This window comes from Rhizobium tumorigenes, assembly GCF_003240565.2.
GTDB lineage: Bacteria > Pseudomonadota > Alphaproteobacteria > Rhizobiales > Rhizobiaceae > Rhizobium > Rhizobium tumorigenes.
Genome location: NZ_CP117255.1, coordinates 1,597,930 through 1,613,058 on the forward strand (window position 1 = coordinate 1,597,930; position 15,129 = coordinate 1,613,058).

Below are 15,129 nucleotides of genomic sequence, written 5' to 3' on the forward strand. Positions count from 1 at the left end.
AACCGCGCGCGGAAAACAAGAACACCCCGCGGTCACCAACAGAGAGGATCCACATGCGCAACTCCACCCGTCTCTTCGCCGCAGCGTCGCTCGCAGCGATGTCGCTCTTTTCCGGCGTGGCCATGGCGGCCGGCGACACGCTGACCATCGGCACCGATGCGACTTACCCGCCCTTCGAATCGCTGGACGCAGCCGGCAAGTTCCAGGGCTTCGACATCGACATCGCCAACGCCCTTTGCGACCAGATGAAAGTCAAGTGCACGATCGTAAACCAGGATTTCGACGGCATCATTCCTGCCCTGCAGGCGAAGAAGTTCGACATGATCGTCTCCTCAATGTCGATCACGCCTGAGCGCCTGAAGTCGATCGACTTCACCAACAAGATCTACAACACGCCACCGGCCATTGCCGTGCCTAAGGATTCGAAGGTCACGGAAGCGACCGACGCCGGCCTCAAGGGCAAGACCATCGGCGCCCAGTCGTCAACGACCCATGCCAACTATGCGACGGCGCACCTCAAGGACGTCGAACTGAAGCTCTATCCGACCGCTGACGAGTACAAGCTCGACATGACCAACGGCCGCATCGATGCCGTCATCGACGACGTCGTCGTCCTGTCGGAATGGGTGAAGTCGGACGCCGGCAGCTGCTGCAAGATGCTCGGCACCCTGCCGATCGATCCGGTCATCAATGGCGAAGGCGCCGGCATTGGCGTCCGCAAGGGCGACGACGCACTGAAGACCAAGCTCAACACTGCGCTTGCTGCCATCCGCGCCGACGGCACCTACAAGAAGATCCAGGACAAGTATTTCGATTTCGACGTTTACGGCAAGTAATCGCCGGGCTTAGATGCGATGCAAAATACTGGCGGCGGGAGGCTTGCTCTTCCGCCGTTTTTATTTGAGAACTGTCGGTAATAGTAAGCGACGAAACAGTCGCGAGGGGAAATAAAGGCATGAGCGGAGCGTTTTCCGCCCTCGGATCCCTGTGGGATCGGATGAGCACTATCTTCGATCCTTTATGCGGGCCGGTCGGCCTTTTCAGTCTGTTCGGTTCGGGAACGGTCATCGCCTGCGGCGATACAGGCTGGGGCGACGAGATTGCCCTCGGCATGAAGGTCACCATCGTCGTCGCGCTGTCGACCCTGCCGGTCGGCCTTGCCATCGGCTTCCTCGTGGCACTCGGCCAGCAGTCGGAAGAAAAATCCGTGCGTCTGGCGGCCAGCATCTACACGACGATCTTCCGCGGTCTGCCCGAACTGCTGACGCTGTTCATCGTCTATTACGGCATCCAGATCGCACTCCAGAGCCTGCTCGCCTCCCTCGGCTACGAGGGACGCGTCGAGATCAATGCATTTGTGGCCGGCATGCTGGCTCTCTCGGTGGTGTTTTCCGCCTATTGCGCCGAAGTCCTCCTGTCGGCATTCCGCGCCATCCCCAAGGGCCAGTACGAGGCCGGTGATTCTCTTGGGCTCGGGCAGTTTCGCACCATGCAGCTGATCGTCCTGCCGCAGTTGATCCGCATCGCACTGCCCGGCCTCGGGAATCTCTGGATGAACCTCCTGAAGGACACCTCCTACGTCTCGATCATCGGCCTGACCGACATCCTGCGCCAGACCGGCATCGCGGTGCGCGTCACCAAGGATGCCTTCGGCTTCTACCTGCTGGCCTGCGGCCTATACCTGTTCCTTGCCATTGTCTCGTCGGTCGGCCTCGGCTTTGTCGACCGGTGGACCAAGCGTTCGGAGGCATCGCGATGAGTTATTCGAAGGCCCTGATCCCGCCACGCGCGCCGCCACCGGAAGCCATGACCAGGATGCGACCGGCCCGGATGACGGGCTACATCGTCGTGACCCTCTGGGCGCTCCTCGGTGTTGCCCTGCTGGCGATGATGATTACCAACTGGGACAACGAGAAATTCTTCAAATACGGTCCGCGCTTCGTGCATGGCCTGATAACGACGCTCGAACTGGTGGCCTTCTCGATCGTCTTCGGCGCCTTGCTGTCCGTACCGCTGGCCTTTGCGCGCATGTCGAAGAACCGGCTGTTCAGCGGCTTTGCCTATGTCTACGTCTACGTCTTCCGTGGAACGCCGATCCTCGCCCAGCTTTTCCTCATCTACTACGGCCTCGGCAGCTTTCGGCCCGAATGGCAGTCGGTCGGCCTCTGGTGGTTCTTTCGCGAGGCCTGGTATTGCGGGCTGCTGTCGCTGACACTGAACACCGCCGCCTACCAGACTGAAATCCTGCGTGGCGCCATCATCAGCGTCTCCACGGGCCAGCACGAGGCAGCCTCCTCGCTCGGCATCCCGAAGCTGGTGGCCTTTTTCAAGATCATCCTGCCGCAGGCGCTGATCGTCGCGCTTCGTCCCTACGGCAACGAGATCATCCTGATGGTGAAGGGCTCGGCGGTCGTTGCCATCATCACCGTCTTCGACCTCATGGGTGAAACGCGCTACGCCTTCTCGCAAACCTACGATTACCAGAGCTACCTCTGGGCGGCGATCTTCTACCTCAGCATCGTCGAAATCCTGCGTCATTTCCTGGAATGGACCGAACGTCGGCTGACACGGCACCTCATCCGGTAGGGGCGAGGTCCGACCTGCTGGCAGCACTCCCCTCACAGAACTGCTAACCTGTTGATTATCGTCACAAAATTGTCTTGAAAGGACATTTCCGAAAGCTTCGGTTAAGCATCCCGTGTTTCCATATCTTTGTGACGACCGTCACGCTCAAGAGTTGGAACCGCAAGCGAGGGACCGATGCACAAGGAAATGGAATTGCAGCTGAAAGGCTACGGACTGACCACTGCCGAGATTTTCTACCGCCTTCCCGACCATCCTGCCATCCTCCAGACCTATCTCTGGCAAGACTACGATCTCTCCCCGGACTTTCCGGAAATGCGCAGCTTCCTGAAATTCTGGCAGGAGAAACTCGACGGCCCCCTCCACTCCGTCCGCTACGTCCACCGCAAGCTGATCTCGGCGACAGACTGGCGCGCCCTCAAGGGCGAATTCATCCTGAACTGAAATAGCGGTTGCAGCGGCTTTTGACCCGGCTTAAAAAGCCGGCATGAAAAACAAGATCGACGAAGACGCGCTGGCCGACGCCTATAACCGAGCCCTCGAGCTGGAGAAATCCGGCGACATCGACGCGGCGGTGGCCGCCTATAACGAGGTCCTGGCGATCGACCCCGACGATCACGGCGGCGCCTCCGTTCGCATCGCCTCGATGGGGCGCGGCGAGACACCGACGAGGGCGCCTGATGCCTATGTCGAGACGCTGTTCGACCAGCATGCCGAAGTCTTCGAGGACGTGCTTGTCGAGCAGCTCGGCTACCACGTGCCGATGCTGGTGCGCCAGCGCCTGCAGGCACTCGGCCTCGGACCCTTCAGACGGCTGCTCGATCTCGGCTGCGGCACCGGCCTCACAGGCGGCGTGCTCAGCGACATCGTCGACGACATGACCGGCATCGACCTGTCGGAAAACATGGTCGAGATCGCCGACGAGAAGGATATCTACGATTCGCTGTTCGTCGCCGAGGTCGAGGATTTTCTCGAGGACAACGACGAAGAGCCCTTCGACATCATAACCGCCACCGACGTGCTGCCCTATCTCGGTGCGCTCGAGCCGCTGTTCTTCGGAACCGCCGAAAACCTGACGCCCGGCGGCCTCTTCATATTCTCCTCGGAAACACTGCCCGAAGAAACACTCGCCGGCCGCCCCTACATGGTCGGCCCCCACCAGCGCTTTGCCCACGCCCAATCCTACGTCCGCGAACGCCTGACCGCCACCGGCTTCGACCTCATCGAAATCACCGACATCAACGTCCGCATGGAAGATGGGCAACCAACCCCAGGGCATCTGGTGGTGGCGCGGTTGAAGCAGCAGCACTGATAGCGTAGCGCGCTACCCGCTAGACGGCTACGGTCGCCGATGGGAAAGCGGACCGCTTTCCCAAGCGCCCTCAATGCCCCAGGATAGCGGCCAGCAGCTTGCCCTCCAGCTCCGCCAGTGCGGGATTGCCGTGGCGGCGGGGATGGGGATGCGGGATCGCCAAATCCAGGGCGATGCGGCCTTCCTCGAGCACGATGACGCGGTCGGCCAGATGCACGGCCTCGCTGACATCGTGGGTGACGAGAACGGCTGTGAAGCCAAGTTCGCGCCAGACGCGGTTCAGCAGTTCCTGCATGCTGATGCGGGTGAGCGCATCGAGGGCGCCGAGCGGCTCGTCCAGGGCAAGGATGCCGGGCTTGCTGACCAGCGCACGGGCGAGCGCCACGCGTTGACGCTGTCCACCGGACAGCTGCGCCGGCCAGTTGTCGGTCTTTTCAGCCAGTTGCACCTCGGCCAGAACCTGCGCCACGGCGGCCTTGCTCCGGGTTTTATTGACACCTTCACCGAGACCGACGGCGACATTGCCGGCGACACTGAGCCAAGGCAGAAGGCGTGGCTCCTGGAAGACGATGCGGGCGTTCGGTGCCGCCTCGCCCGAGGTCGTGCCGAAGGCAACGCTGCCGCCGGTCGGCGCATCCAGCCCCATCAGGATGCGCAGCAGCGTGCTCTTGCCGCAGCCGCTCTTGCCAATGACGGCGACGAACTGGCCGGCCGGAATATCGAGATCGATACCACGCAGGACCTGGTTGTCGCCAAAACGCTTTTCGAGGCCGCGGACGCGGATGGCACCGGCGCCCGGCGCAACGCTTGCCGCCTCGGGCTGTGTGATTTTGTTGTCGATCGGCTTAAATCTTGGGTGGGCGATGACGTTCATGTCTCTGTCCTCAGCGCTGCTGATAGGTGGGGTTCCAGCGGAGCGCCCTGCGCTCCATCGCCCGGGCGGCAACATCGGCCAGCTTGCCGAGCACCGCATAGATCACCAGCGACAGCACGACGACATCGGTCATCATGAATTCGCGGGCATTGTTGGCCATGTGGCCGATGCCGGATGAAGCAGCGATCGATTCCGAGACGATCAGCGTCAGCCACATGATACCGAGCGCATATCGCAGGCCGACGAAGATCGACGGCAGGGCGCCGGGAAAGATGACCTTGCGAAACAGCGTCCAGTTGCCCATGCCATAGACGCGCCCCATCTCGATCAGGTCGCGGTCGACATTGCGGACGCCATGATAGGTGTTCAGGTAGACCGGGAACAGCACGCCGAGCGAAGTCAGGAACAGCTTCGATTCCTCGCCGATGCCGAACCACAGGATGACCAGAGGGATCATCGCCAGATGCGGCACGGTGCGCATCATCTGCAAAGTCGTGTCGGTCAGCTTTTCAGACAGCCGCGACACGCCGTTGGCGAGACCGAGCAGGAACCCGATGCTGCCGCCGACAAACAAGCCTGCAAATGCACGGCCGGCGCTGACGGCAATGTCTTTCGGCAATTGACCGGAGGTCGTCGTCTGCCAGAAGGCCATCACCACATCGAGCGGCGATGGCATGATCCGCGACGAAATCCATCCGGCCGACGAGCCGAGCTGCCAGAGTGCGACGATGGCGACCGGAACCAGGTAAGGCAGCCAGGCCTCCAGGTTTTTGCGCGCGCGGCTGGCAATATCGTTGTTCGCCGTCCGCGCTGCCCTTACCTCGACGAAGTGTGTGTCGACTGCCGCCATGATCTTGTCCCTCTCTGCCGGATCAGGATCCGGACACGACCTTCAGGTTGCCACCGTGGCTGCCGCCGCCGAAAACCTGGCGCTTGCCGAACTCGACGTCGAAGCTGCCGCGCTGCAATTCGCGTCCGAGCCCCAGTTCCGGGAAGAGCAGCTCGGAAACGCGGTAAGCCTCTTCCAGATGAGGATAGCCGGAGCCGATCACCGTCTCGATGCCGATCTCCTGGTATTCGCGCAGGCGTGCGGCCACAGTCTTCGGCGATCCGACCAGGGCCGTGCCGGCTCCCGCACGCACCAGGCCGACACCGGCCCAGAGGTTGGGAGACACTTCGAGATTGTCGCGGCGTCCGCCATGCAGGGCGGCCATGCGCTTCTGACCGACAGAATCGGACTCCTTGACGAAGCGCTCCTGTGCTTCGCGGATCGTATCGTCGTCGAGCTGCGAGATCAGCCGGTCGGCGGCAGCCCAGGCCTCGTCGTCGGTTTCACGAACGATGAAGTGGAGGCGGATGCCGAAGCTGACTTCGCGGCCGGTGCGCTTTGCTGCAGCCCGCACCTTTTCGACCTTTTCGGCAACCTGCGCCGGCGGTTCGCCCCAGGTCAGGTACTTGTCGACGCGACCGACGGCAAAATCGATGCCGGCATCCGAAGAACCGCCGAAATACAGCGGCGGACGCGGCGATTGCACCGGCGGCAGGGCCAGCCGTGCACCGGTCGCCTTGATATACTTGCCATCCAGCGTCGACGTACCCTTGGCCATCAGCTCTTCGAAAACGTCGAAGAATTCATTGGCGTGATCGTAGCGCTCGTCATGCTTCAGGAAGATGCCGTCGCCCGCAAGCTCCGAGGGACTGCCGCCGACGACGATGTTGAGCAGCAGGCGTCCGTGCGAGATGCGATCGAGCGTCGAGGCCAGCCGGGCGTAATAGGCCGGCGACGCCGTGCCGGGACGCACCGCCACCAGGAATTTGAGCTTCTGTGTATGGGCTGCAAGCGCCGCCGCCGTGACGAAGGATTCCTCGCATGACACGCCTGTCGGCAGCAGCACGCCGGAATAGCCGAGGCGATCGACGGCCTGGGCGATCTGCGTCAGGTAGCCGATATCGGTATCACGGTTGAGGTCGGCGGAACCGAGATAGCTGCCGTCGCCCGAAGTCGGGATAAACCAGAGGAAGTCGATTGGCTTGGAAGTGTTTGTCATGTCTGTTTCCCTTGTTCCGTGGTCGCGGGGATCAATCAGCTGGCTTTCGGGTGCCAGACGATGTCGCTGACCTTGAGCTTCTTCGGCACGATGCCAAGGCTGTAGAAATCGTCCGCCAAAGCCTGCTGGTAGGCGAGCGCCGCGTCCGGCATCAGCGATACCTTGCCGAGGTCAGCCTTGCTGCGGGTGAGCGTGACGCGGGTGATCGGCTCCAGCACGCCGGTGATCTGGGCCAGCGCCGTCACCGTTGCATCGAGATTGGTTTGCGCCGCAGCGCCGACCTTGGCGAGTTCGTCGATGACGTCGGCAATCACCTCTGAGTTCTTGGCCGTGAAGCCGCCGTTGCCGAGGAAATAGCCCCAGTTGTCGATGATGCCTTCGGAGGTGGTCAGCACGCGCGTCTGCGGATCGGCTTCTGTGACGGCGAAATAGGGATCCCAGATCGCCCAGGCATCGATGCTGCCGTTTTTGAAAGCAGCAGCGGCGTCCGGTGGCGCCAGATCCACCTCGGTGATGTCAGCAACCGTCAAGCCGCCCTTGCGCAATACCTGGATGGCGAAGTTGTGGCCGCTGGAACCGCGCTTGTAGGCGAGTTTCTTGCCCTTCAGATCCTCAATCTTCTGGAACGGCGAATCCTTGTGCACCAGCAGGCCGTGGAAGGCGGCCGGCCCCTGATAGGCGCCGACATAGAGAAGGTCACGACCGGCCGCCTGGGCAAACAACGGCGGTACGTCGCCGGTGATCCCGAAATCGATGGCGCCCGCCCCGATGGCTTCGAGCAGCGGCGGCCCCGAGGTGAACTCGTTCCACTCGACGCTCACGCCCTTGCCGGCCAGGCGCTTCTCCAGCGCACCGCTTTTCTTGGCGAGCGGCACCACGCCGAACTTCTGCCATCCGATCCTGAGAGTCGTGCCGGTGGCGGCGCTCGCCCCCCTCACTTGCGGAAGGATGGCAGCAGAAGCGGCCGCACCGAAAAGCCCAAGCGTCTGTCTGCGGGTAATCATCGAAGTGCCTCATAAAAATTCGCAACCGGATCGCTATCCGGCAAGTTCATAGTGTCATGGTCGCGGCGCAAGATCGAAGCCGCGGTTTCCCAACCGCAGCAAGGTCTTAGAATAATTTTGCTTGAAGTCGGGCTCCGGCATTGTCAGGGAAGCGTCTGCATGAGGCTTGCAAACTCAACTCGCCTTCGGCCGCCAGACGATATCGCTGACATTGAGCTTCTTCGGCACGATGCCCAGACCATAGAATTCCTCGGCCAGCGATTGCTGGTAGGCAACCGCCGCATCTGTCATCGTCGAGACGCTGCCGAGATCCGCGCCGGGCCGCGTCAGCGTCACACGCGTCACGTCGGCCGGCACACCGGTGATGCCGGAGAGCGCCGCCACGGTGTCCTCGAGTTGCCCCTGTGCCGCAGCACCCACCTTTGCCAGTTCGTCGATGACGGCAGACACGAGCTGCGGGTTGCTCGTCGTGTAGTCGCCATTGGCGAGGAAAAACGAATAACTGTCGACGATACCCCGCGCCGTCGCCAGCACGCGGGTCTGGGGATCGGCCTCGGCAATCGCCAGATAGGGATCCCAGATCGACCAGGCATCGATGCTGCCGGTCTTGAAGGCGGCAGCCGCATCCGAGGGCGACAGGTCGATCGGCTCGACATCTGAAGGCGTCAGGCCTGCTTTTTGCAGGGCCTTGACAGCAACGTTGTGGGCGCTTGAGCCGCGTTTGAAGGCAAGCTTCTTGCCCTTGAGGTCGGCAAGCGACTTGATCGGCGAATCCGCCCGCACGAGGATCGCCGAGCCTTCCGGGCTACCACGATAGAGCCCGACATAAAGCAGATTGCCATTCGCCGCCTGGGCAAACAGCGGTGGGACATCACCCGTGGCGCCGAAATCCAGCGCGCCGGCACCGAGTGCTTCCAGCAGAGGCGGCCCTGAGGTGAACTCCGACCATTCGACCGAGACACCCTGCGCCGCCATCCGCTTCTCCAGCGCACCCTGGCGCTTGGCCAGCGCCAGCACACCGTTCTTCTGCCAGCCGATGCGCAGCTGTTTGGCGGCTACGGCGCGTGCGATGCCGCCGAACGGTAGAAGCGATGTAGCGGCGACGGCGCCCAAAAGCCCGAATGTCTGTCTGCGCGATATCATGTCACATCTCCTTGCGTCAGCATTCTGCTGCCATGGCCCTACACTGAAGAAGTCTAGTCAGCTTATCGACAAAGGATTTTGTGAAATTCACCGACTTCGTCGAAATTTGCTGCTGCCGAAAGCGACAATCACGAAATCAGCGCCCTCGCTCGTCCCGTGATGCCAAACGGCCTTTCCTGGTTTTCGGCTTTCGGCTAATGCTCTGGCGAAATCTGAGAAGGAATGCGCGCATGTCGAATGTCACTTTCATCGGCCTCGGGGTCATGGGCTATCCGATGGCCGGACATCTTGCCGTCAAGGGCGGCCACACCGTCACGGTCTACAACCGGACGGCTGCCAAGGCCAAAGCCTGGGTGAAGCAATATGGCGGCAAATCCGCCGCCACACCGGCAGATGCCGCAAGCGATGCGGACTTCGTCTTCACCTGCGTCGGCAATGACGACGACCTGCGCTCCGTCACAACAGGCGAGAATGGCGTATTCTCCGGCATGAAGCCCGGGGCAATCCTGATCGACAACACCACCGCCAGCGCCGAAGTCGCCCGCGAACTCGATGCCGCCGCAAAAGCCAAGGGCTGCCATTTCATCGACGCTCCGGTGTCCGGTGGCCAGGCGGGTGCGGAGAACGGCGTGCTCACAGTCATGTGCGGCGGCGAGACTGCGGTGTTCGAGAAGGCGAAGCCCGTGATCGACGCCTATGCCCGCATGGTCGGGCTTATGGGCGATGTCGGCGCCGGCCAGCTGACCAAGATGATCAACCAGATCTGCATCGCCGGCCTCGTGCAGGGCCTGGCCGAAGGCATCCATTTCGGCCAAAAGGCCGGGCTCGACATCGAGAAGGTGGTCGAGGTGATCTCCAAGGGCGCTGCCGGCTCCTGGCAGATGGAAAACCGCCACAAGACAATGATGGCCGGCAAATATGATTTCGGCTTCGCCGTCGACTGGATGCGCAAGGATCTCGACATCGTCCTCAGCGAAGGCCGCCGCAACGGTGCAACACTGCCGGTGACGGCGCTGGTGGATCAATTCTATGGAGAAGTCCAGGCGATGGGCGGCAAGCGCTGGGACACGTCGTCGCTGCTGGCCCGGCTGGAAAAGAAGTAGGCAGTACCGGAGGCCGGCGAAAAGCCCACTACCTTGACGCCACAATCCAAAGGGCAGCGTGCACAGGCACGCTGCCCTTTTCCATTATTCGTCGTTCGACTTGCTGGCGTCGAGCAGCATGTAGTCGAGCGGCAGCTGCGTCGAATACTTGATCTGTTCCATGGCAAACACCGACGACACGTCGCGGATTTCGATCTTGGCGATCATCCGCTTGTAGAACGCGTCATAGGCCGCAATATCGGGCACGACGACGCGCAGCAGGTAATCGACGTCACCGCTCATGCGGTAGAATTCCACCACTTCCGGAAATTCGGAAACCACCTCGGAAAAACGCTTCAGCCATTCGATCGAGTGGCTGGCCGTCCGGATCGAGACAAAGACGGTGACCTTGGTGTTGACCTTGACGGGGTCGAGCAGTGCGACGCGGCCACGGATGACGCCGTCTTCTTCCATCTTCTGGATACGCCGCCAGCAGGGTGTTGTCGACAACCCGACTTTCTTGGCGAGATCCGCGACGGCAAGCGTCGAATCTTCCTGCAGAAGCCGCAGGATCTTTCTGTCGAGACGATCCATTCACAATGTCCCTTATTCGAAATATATTCTGTCTATACCGCGATTCCGGCGGAAGAAAAGAACATGATTTCAGAAAGCGAGGGTTTTCACCCGATTTTGCAACACCGGCAGCAAATCGCTCTCGAACCAGGGATGGCGCTTCAGCCAGCCGCTGTTGCGCCAGCTTGGATGCGGAAGCGGCATCACGGCAGGCCCCTCGTTCGTCAAAACATAACGCTTCCATGCAGATACCGTCTCCGTCATCGACCCCATCCTCGAAGGTCCGAGATGAAAGGCCTGCGCATACTGGCCGATTGCCAGCACCAGCTCGATCTGCGGCATGGCATCCAGCACGGTCCGGCGCCACGCCGGCGCGCATTCACGCCGGGGCGCCAAGTCGCTGCCGGCAGCGTCGTAGCCGGGAAAGCAAAAGCCCATGGGGACAATCGCAAAGCGATCGCGATCGTAGAAAGCCGCCCGGTCCACCCCCAGCCATTGTCGCAGCCGGTCGCCGGATGCATCGTCGAACGGCAGGCCACTTTGGTGCACCCGCAGTCCCGGCGCCTGTCCGGCGATCAGGACGCGCGCATTCGACGAGACCACCACTACCGGGCGCGGCTCGTGCGGCAAACGATGTTCCATGCCTCGCGCCGGACTATCGCGACAGATGCGACATCCGGCGATCGATGTACGCAGGCCCTCGAGCCGCTCTTCCCTTCCTGACCCGAAATCCGTCATCGCCATCCCATGAGGTCGCGAACATAGTCGCCGATATCGGCCAGCGGATCGCGGCTCGGCTGCGCTGCACCGCCATCGCGCCGATAATCCCGCGGTCGCTCGAAACTGCCCGCCCACAGCCCCGCCTTGGCACCCCGCGCCTCTGCCTCCTCAGCCTCGTAGGCGCCATAGGCGACAGCCATGCCGCGCCGAACCATCTCGCCATTGACGTCGAGCCCGCCGACGCTGCAGGTGACCAGAAGCCGGTCGTAGCGGTCCCGTTGCCGGCCCCGGCACTCGACCGGGCTGCCGGACAGCATGCTCGCAAGCGCGTCGCGTGCCACCTGACCGCAATCCCAGAAGCCGGAAGCGCGTTTGCATTGCTGCCGCAATTCCGGCGCATCGATTCCGACCAGCCGAAACCGCCCGCCCTCGCGCTTCAGGCTATCGCCGTCGACGACTGAAAAATTACCTTTTGCAATCGTTTCCGCCTGAAGGTTCAACTTGAATGCGAGGAGGCACAGCAAGCCCAGAAACGCAAATGCCATGAGGCTGTCGCCCCACAGACCACGGGGCTTCGCCACCTTTCGGCCTCCTTGAAAAACAACTCGTTTGCGAAGATGGCAAACAAAACCTTGCATGGCAGCATCTTCTTAAGGATTCCGGCATACGCTTTGGCCATCTTCAGAGCAAGTATGTGCACATGAGTACCGGCGCCAGCATCTCCTCGGACAAGATCATTGTCGATCGGTCGCGAAGCCATCGCAACAAGGCGGTGTCCAAAGCCGTGCGCGAAACGCGCGAGCGCCTGCAATCCGGCCATATCGGCAGTTTCGACCGCGAATTGCTCTCCATGTATATCGGCAACATGCTGCAGGGCGCCACGCTCGTTCCGCTGTTCGTCATCGTCGTCTCGGCGCTCGGCCTTTACCTAACCCACGACATCGGCTTTCTCGCCTGGGCGCTGCTGACGCTAAGCGCCCATGCCATAAACCTCGTGCTCGGCCAGCGCGCCAGCCGCAAGCAACTGACCGTCGAGACTGCCAGGAAGTGGCGGCGGGTGCTTCTGACGGGGCAGGTACTGGTCGGCTGCTGCTGGGCTGCCTTCGCCATGAAGGGCTGTGACACCTGCGATGGCGACGGCTTTCTGCTCTACAAGGGCGCCACGCTGCTGGTTGCGCTCTGCGTCATGGCAATGTCCAATTTCCTGCTGCCACGCAGCGTCCTCTATGCCTTTGCACCAACAACGATAGCGCTTGCCCTGAGGGCCACGCTGACGCGGGACCTGCTCGATATCAGCCTTGCCTCCACCTTTGCCGCCGCCGTTCTGTTTTTTGTCTTCATCGGCGACCGGATGTTCCAGTTTAATGTCAGGATCCTCTTCTTCCAGTCAGAGAAGGACGACCTGATCGCGGAACTCGAAGTCGCCAAATCCATGTCTGATGAGGCAAGGCGCCGCGCCGAGGAGGCAAACCTTGCCAAGTCGCGCTTCCTCGCCTCGATGTCGCACGAATTGCGCACGCCGCTGAACGCCATCCTCGGGTTTTCCGAGGTCATGTCGGCCGAGGTCATGGGGCCGCTCAACAACCCGACCTACAAGGAATACACCGACGACATCCACCGCTCCGGCCAGCATCTGCTCAACCTTATCAACGAAATCCTCGACCTGTCGCGCATCGAGGCCGGCAAGTACGACCTGAGCGAAGAGGCAATCTCGCTGCTCGACGTCGCCGAGGATTGCATCGGCATGGTGCAACTGCGGGCCCGCGGCAAGAACATCTCGATCTCGCAGCAGTTCGAGGGCTCGCTGCCGTCCGTCTGGGCAGATGAAAAGTCTCTTCGCCAGGTGATCCTGAACCTGCTGTCGAATGCCGTGAAGTTCACGCCACAGGGCGGCGAAGTAGTGGTCAAGGTCGGCTGGACATTGAGCGGCGGCCAGTATGTCTCGATCAAGGACAATGGCCCGGGCATTCCCGAAGAAGAGATTCCGATCGTGCTTTCGGCTTTTGGCCAGGGCTCCATCGCCATCAAGAGCGCCGAACAGGGCACCGGCCTCGGCCTTCCCATCGTCCAGGCCATTCTCGCCAAGCACGACGGTCAGTTCATTCTGAAATCGAAACTGCGCGAAGGCACCGAAGTCATCGCCATCCTGCCCGCCAAGCGCGTCCTCCAGACCCTCCCCGCCGAAGAAACTCCCTCTATCGACAAAAAGCGCCGCAGCTTCGCCTGACTATCCCAGCCAGTAGTGGCTGAACACTGTGAAGGCGAGATGCAGGCCGCAGGCGACGAGCATGCAGAAGACGGCGAAGGAGCCTAGATCCTTTGCGTGTTTGCCGACGTTTGAAAGTTCCGGCGAGATGCGGTCGATGACCTCTTCGACCGCCGTATTCAGCGCTTCGGCCGCGAACAGTCCGAGAAACAGGAAGATCGAGACCAGGATATCCGAAAGCCGCGTGCCGGTCGCAACGAGAATGATTTGCGCCACGACGAAGAACAGCAGTTCCTGGCGGAAGGCCGCTTCCTTCAGCAGGCGGCGAAAACCTCCCCAGGAATAGCCGGCGGCGGCGAAGAAGTGTCGAACGCCGGTCTCCTTGGTCACTGCTGATTTCGACAAGTGCGCGTTCTCCGGCCATCGCGTTCAGAAGCGTTGCGCATACAGAACACGCAACTGCAATTCAAGATGCCACAGCCCGCCGATCCCATCAGTCGATGCCACCGCTCAAAGCTGCCGGTCAGTGGGTGTGGCTGTTTCCGTCGCTGACGCCGGCCGCTGCAAATGTCGCCATGCCGGAGTGGCAGGCGGCGGCGGCCTTGACGATGCCGGCGGCAAGGGCTGCGCCGGTGCCCTCGCCGAGCCGCATGCCGAGCGCCAGAAGCGGTGTCTTGCCGAGCTTCTCGATTGCCCTCATATGGCCCGGCTCGCCGGAGACATGGCCGATCAGGCAGTGGTCGAGGGCAGCGGGATTGGCAGCCTTGAGGATCGCGCCCGCCGCCGTCGCTACATAGCCGTCGAGGATGACGGGAATGCGCTCGACGCGCGCGGCCAGGATGGCGCCCGCCATCGCCGCGATCTCGCGACCGCCGAGGCGACGCAGGATTTCCAGCGGATCGGACAAATGGTCGCGGTGCAGCGCCACAGCCTTTTCGACGGCTGCGGTCTTGCGCTGCAGCATCTCACCCTCAGACCCCGTGCCGGGCCCCACCCAGTCGGCAGCGGTGCCGCCGTAGAGTGCGTAGTTGATTGCCGCCGCGATGGTCGTGTTGCCGATCCCCATTTCGCCGATGCAGAGAAGATCCGTGCCGCCGGCGATGGCTTCCATGCCGAAAGCCATGGTCGCCGCACAGTCGCGCTCGGACAGCGCCGCCTCCTCGGTGATATCGCCGGTCGGATATTCCAGCGCCAGGTCGAAAACCTTCAGGCCAAGGTCGTAGGCGACGCAGATCTGATTGATCGCCGCGCCGCCGGCCGCGAAATTCTCGACCATCTGTTGCGTGACCTTAGGCGGAAATGGCGTGATTCCCTGGCGCGTGACGCCGTGATTGCCGGCAAAGATCGCCACCAGCGGCCGTGTGACGGAGGGTTTGCGGCCGCTCCAGGCTGCCAGCCAGAAGGCGATTTCCTCGAGCCGGCCGAGAGAGCCGCGCGGCTTGGTCAACTGCGCATCGCGCTCGCGCGCATCGACAAGCGCCCGCTGGTCGGGACCCGGCAGATCGCGCAGCAGCGCACGGAAATCGTCGAAGGGAAGGCCGCTGACGCTCATCGTTTTGGTTCCTTGTCTTTTGGTCGCAAATC

At 62.0% G+C, this 15,129-nt stretch carries 17 protein-coding genes; 7 read left to right on the top strand and 10 right to left on the bottom strand.

All coding sequences use genetic code 11. The features are described 5' to 3' along the window. Positions 1-53 precede the first annotated feature (53 nt). The 5 genes from PR017_RS07925 to PR017_RS07945 all read left to right on the top strand — a co-directional run bounded on the left by PR017_RS07925 (position 54) and on the right by PR017_RS07945 (position 3,895). Entirely contained in the window at positions 54-836 is a 783-nt protein-coding gene (locus PR017_RS07925; protein WP_111221985.1) for an ABC transporter substrate-binding protein, read from the top strand. A gap of 119 nt (positions 837-955) precedes the next feature. Beyond that, positions 956-1,759: an ABC transporter permease gene (locus PR017_RS07930; protein WP_111221811.1), complete on the top strand. Its 804-nt coding sequence runs from the start codon at positions 956-958 to the stop codon at positions 1,757-1,759. Next, positions 1,756-2,586: an ABC transporter permease gene (locus tag PR017_RS07935; RefSeq protein ID WP_111221810.1), complete on the top strand. Its 831-nt coding sequence runs from the start codon at positions 1,756-1,758 to the stop codon at positions 2,584-2,586. Before PR017_RS07930 ends, PR017_RS07935 begins: the two co-directional genes overlap by 4 nt. 174 nt (positions 2,587-2,760) lie before the next feature. After that, positions 2,761-3,027, top strand: a complete 267-nt coding sequence (locus PR017_RS07940; protein ID WP_111221809.1) for an usg protein — start codon at positions 2,761-2,763, stop codon at positions 3,025-3,027. Between the two features lie 43 nt (positions 3,028-3,070). Continuing rightward, complete coding sequence (locus tag PR017_RS07945; protein ID WP_111221808.1) at positions 3,071-3,895, top strand: class I SAM-dependent methyltransferase; 825 nt, start codon at positions 3,071-3,073, stop codon at positions 3,893-3,895. Between the two features lie 70 nt (positions 3,896-3,965). On the opposite strand, the gene PR017_RS07950 is transcribed toward PR017_RS07945, so the two are convergent. From PR017_RS07950 to PR017_RS07970, 5 genes are all read right to left on the bottom strand, one after another. After that, on the bottom strand, positions 3,966-4,769 hold the full coding sequence (locus tag PR017_RS07950) for an ABC transporter ATP-binding protein (RefSeq protein WP_111221807.1): 804 nt from the start codon (positions 4,767-4,769) through the stop codon (positions 3,966-3,968). A 10-nt stretch (positions 4,770-4,779) separates the two neighbouring features. Further along, on the bottom strand, positions 4,780-5,619 hold the full coding sequence (ssuC, locus tag PR017_RS07955) for an aliphatic sulfonate ABC transporter permease SsuC (RefSeq protein ID WP_111221806.1): 840 nt from the start codon (positions 5,617-5,619) through the stop codon (positions 4,780-4,782). Between the two features lie 22 nt (positions 5,620-5,641). Then, entirely contained in the window at positions 5,642-6,817 is a 1,176-nt protein-coding gene (gene ssuD, locus PR017_RS07960) for an FMNH2-dependent alkanesulfonate monooxygenase (RefSeq protein ID WP_111221805.1), read from the bottom strand. A 35-nt stretch (positions 6,818-6,852) separates the two neighbouring features. Then, the gene (locus PR017_RS07965; protein ID WP_111221804.1) at positions 6,853-7,821 is read right to left on the bottom strand and encodes an aliphatic sulfonate ABC transporter substrate-binding protein; all 969 of its coding nucleotides are present in this window, start codon (positions 7,819-7,821) and stop codon (positions 6,853-6,855) included. A gap of 174 nt (positions 7,822-7,995) precedes the next feature. After that, positions 7,996-8,964: an aliphatic sulfonate ABC transporter substrate-binding protein gene (locus tag PR017_RS07970; RefSeq protein ID WP_111221803.1), complete on the bottom strand. Its 969-nt coding sequence runs from the start codon at positions 8,962-8,964 to the stop codon at positions 7,996-7,998. A 230-nt stretch (positions 8,965-9,194) separates the two neighbouring features. On the opposite strand from PR017_RS07970, the gene PR017_RS07975 reads away from it, so the two are divergent. Next, the gene (locus tag PR017_RS07975; RefSeq protein ID WP_111221802.1) at positions 9,195-10,067 is read left to right on the top strand and encodes an NAD(P)-dependent oxidoreductase; all 873 of its coding nucleotides are present in this window, start codon (positions 9,195-9,197) and stop codon (positions 10,065-10,067) included. A gap of 84 nt (positions 10,068-10,151) precedes the next feature. Here PR017_RS07975 and PR017_RS07980 read toward each other — a convergent pair whose 3' ends face one another. From PR017_RS07980 to PR017_RS07990, 3 genes are all read right to left on the bottom strand, one after another. After that, positions 10,152-10,640, bottom strand: a complete 489-nt coding sequence (locus PR017_RS07980; protein WP_111221801.1) for an Lrp/AsnC family transcriptional regulator — start codon at positions 10,638-10,640, stop codon at positions 10,152-10,154. Positions 10,641-10,709: 69 nt separating this feature from the next. Then, positions 10,710-11,357: a uracil-DNA glycosylase family protein gene (locus PR017_RS07985; protein WP_111221984.1), complete on the bottom strand. Its 648-nt coding sequence runs from the start codon at positions 11,355-11,357 to the stop codon at positions 10,710-10,712. Further along, on the bottom strand, positions 11,354-11,920 hold the full coding sequence (locus PR017_RS07990; protein WP_240539102.1) for a thermonuclease family protein: 567 nt from the start codon (positions 11,918-11,920) through the stop codon (positions 11,354-11,356). The genes PR017_RS07985 and PR017_RS07990 overlap by 4 nt, the downstream gene beginning before the upstream one ends. 119 nt (positions 11,921-12,039) lie before the next feature. Here PR017_RS07990 and PR017_RS07995 point away from each other — a divergent pair, with 119 nt between their 5' ends. After that, positions 12,040-13,566 (top strand): sensor histidine kinase, encoded by a 1,527-nt coding sequence (locus PR017_RS07995; RefSeq protein WP_111221799.1) that lies wholly within the window; start codon positions 12,040-12,042, stop codon positions 13,564-13,566. On the opposite strand, the gene PR017_RS08000 is transcribed toward PR017_RS07995, so the two are convergent. Both PR017_RS08000 and cobT read right to left on the bottom strand, forming a co-directional pair. Next, positions 13,567-13,950: a diacylglycerol kinase gene (locus PR017_RS08000; RefSeq protein WP_111221798.1), complete on the bottom strand. Its 384-nt coding sequence runs from the start codon at positions 13,948-13,950 to the stop codon at positions 13,567-13,569. It lies immediately after the preceding gene. A 118-nt stretch (positions 13,951-14,068) separates the two neighbouring features. Next, positions 14,069-15,097 (bottom strand): nicotinate-nucleotide--dimethylbenzimidazole phosphoribosyltransferase, encoded by a 1,029-nt coding sequence (cobT, locus tag PR017_RS08005; RefSeq protein ID WP_111221797.1) that lies wholly within the window; start codon positions 15,095-15,097, stop codon positions 14,069-14,071. Positions 15,098-15,129 lie beyond the last annotated feature (32 nt).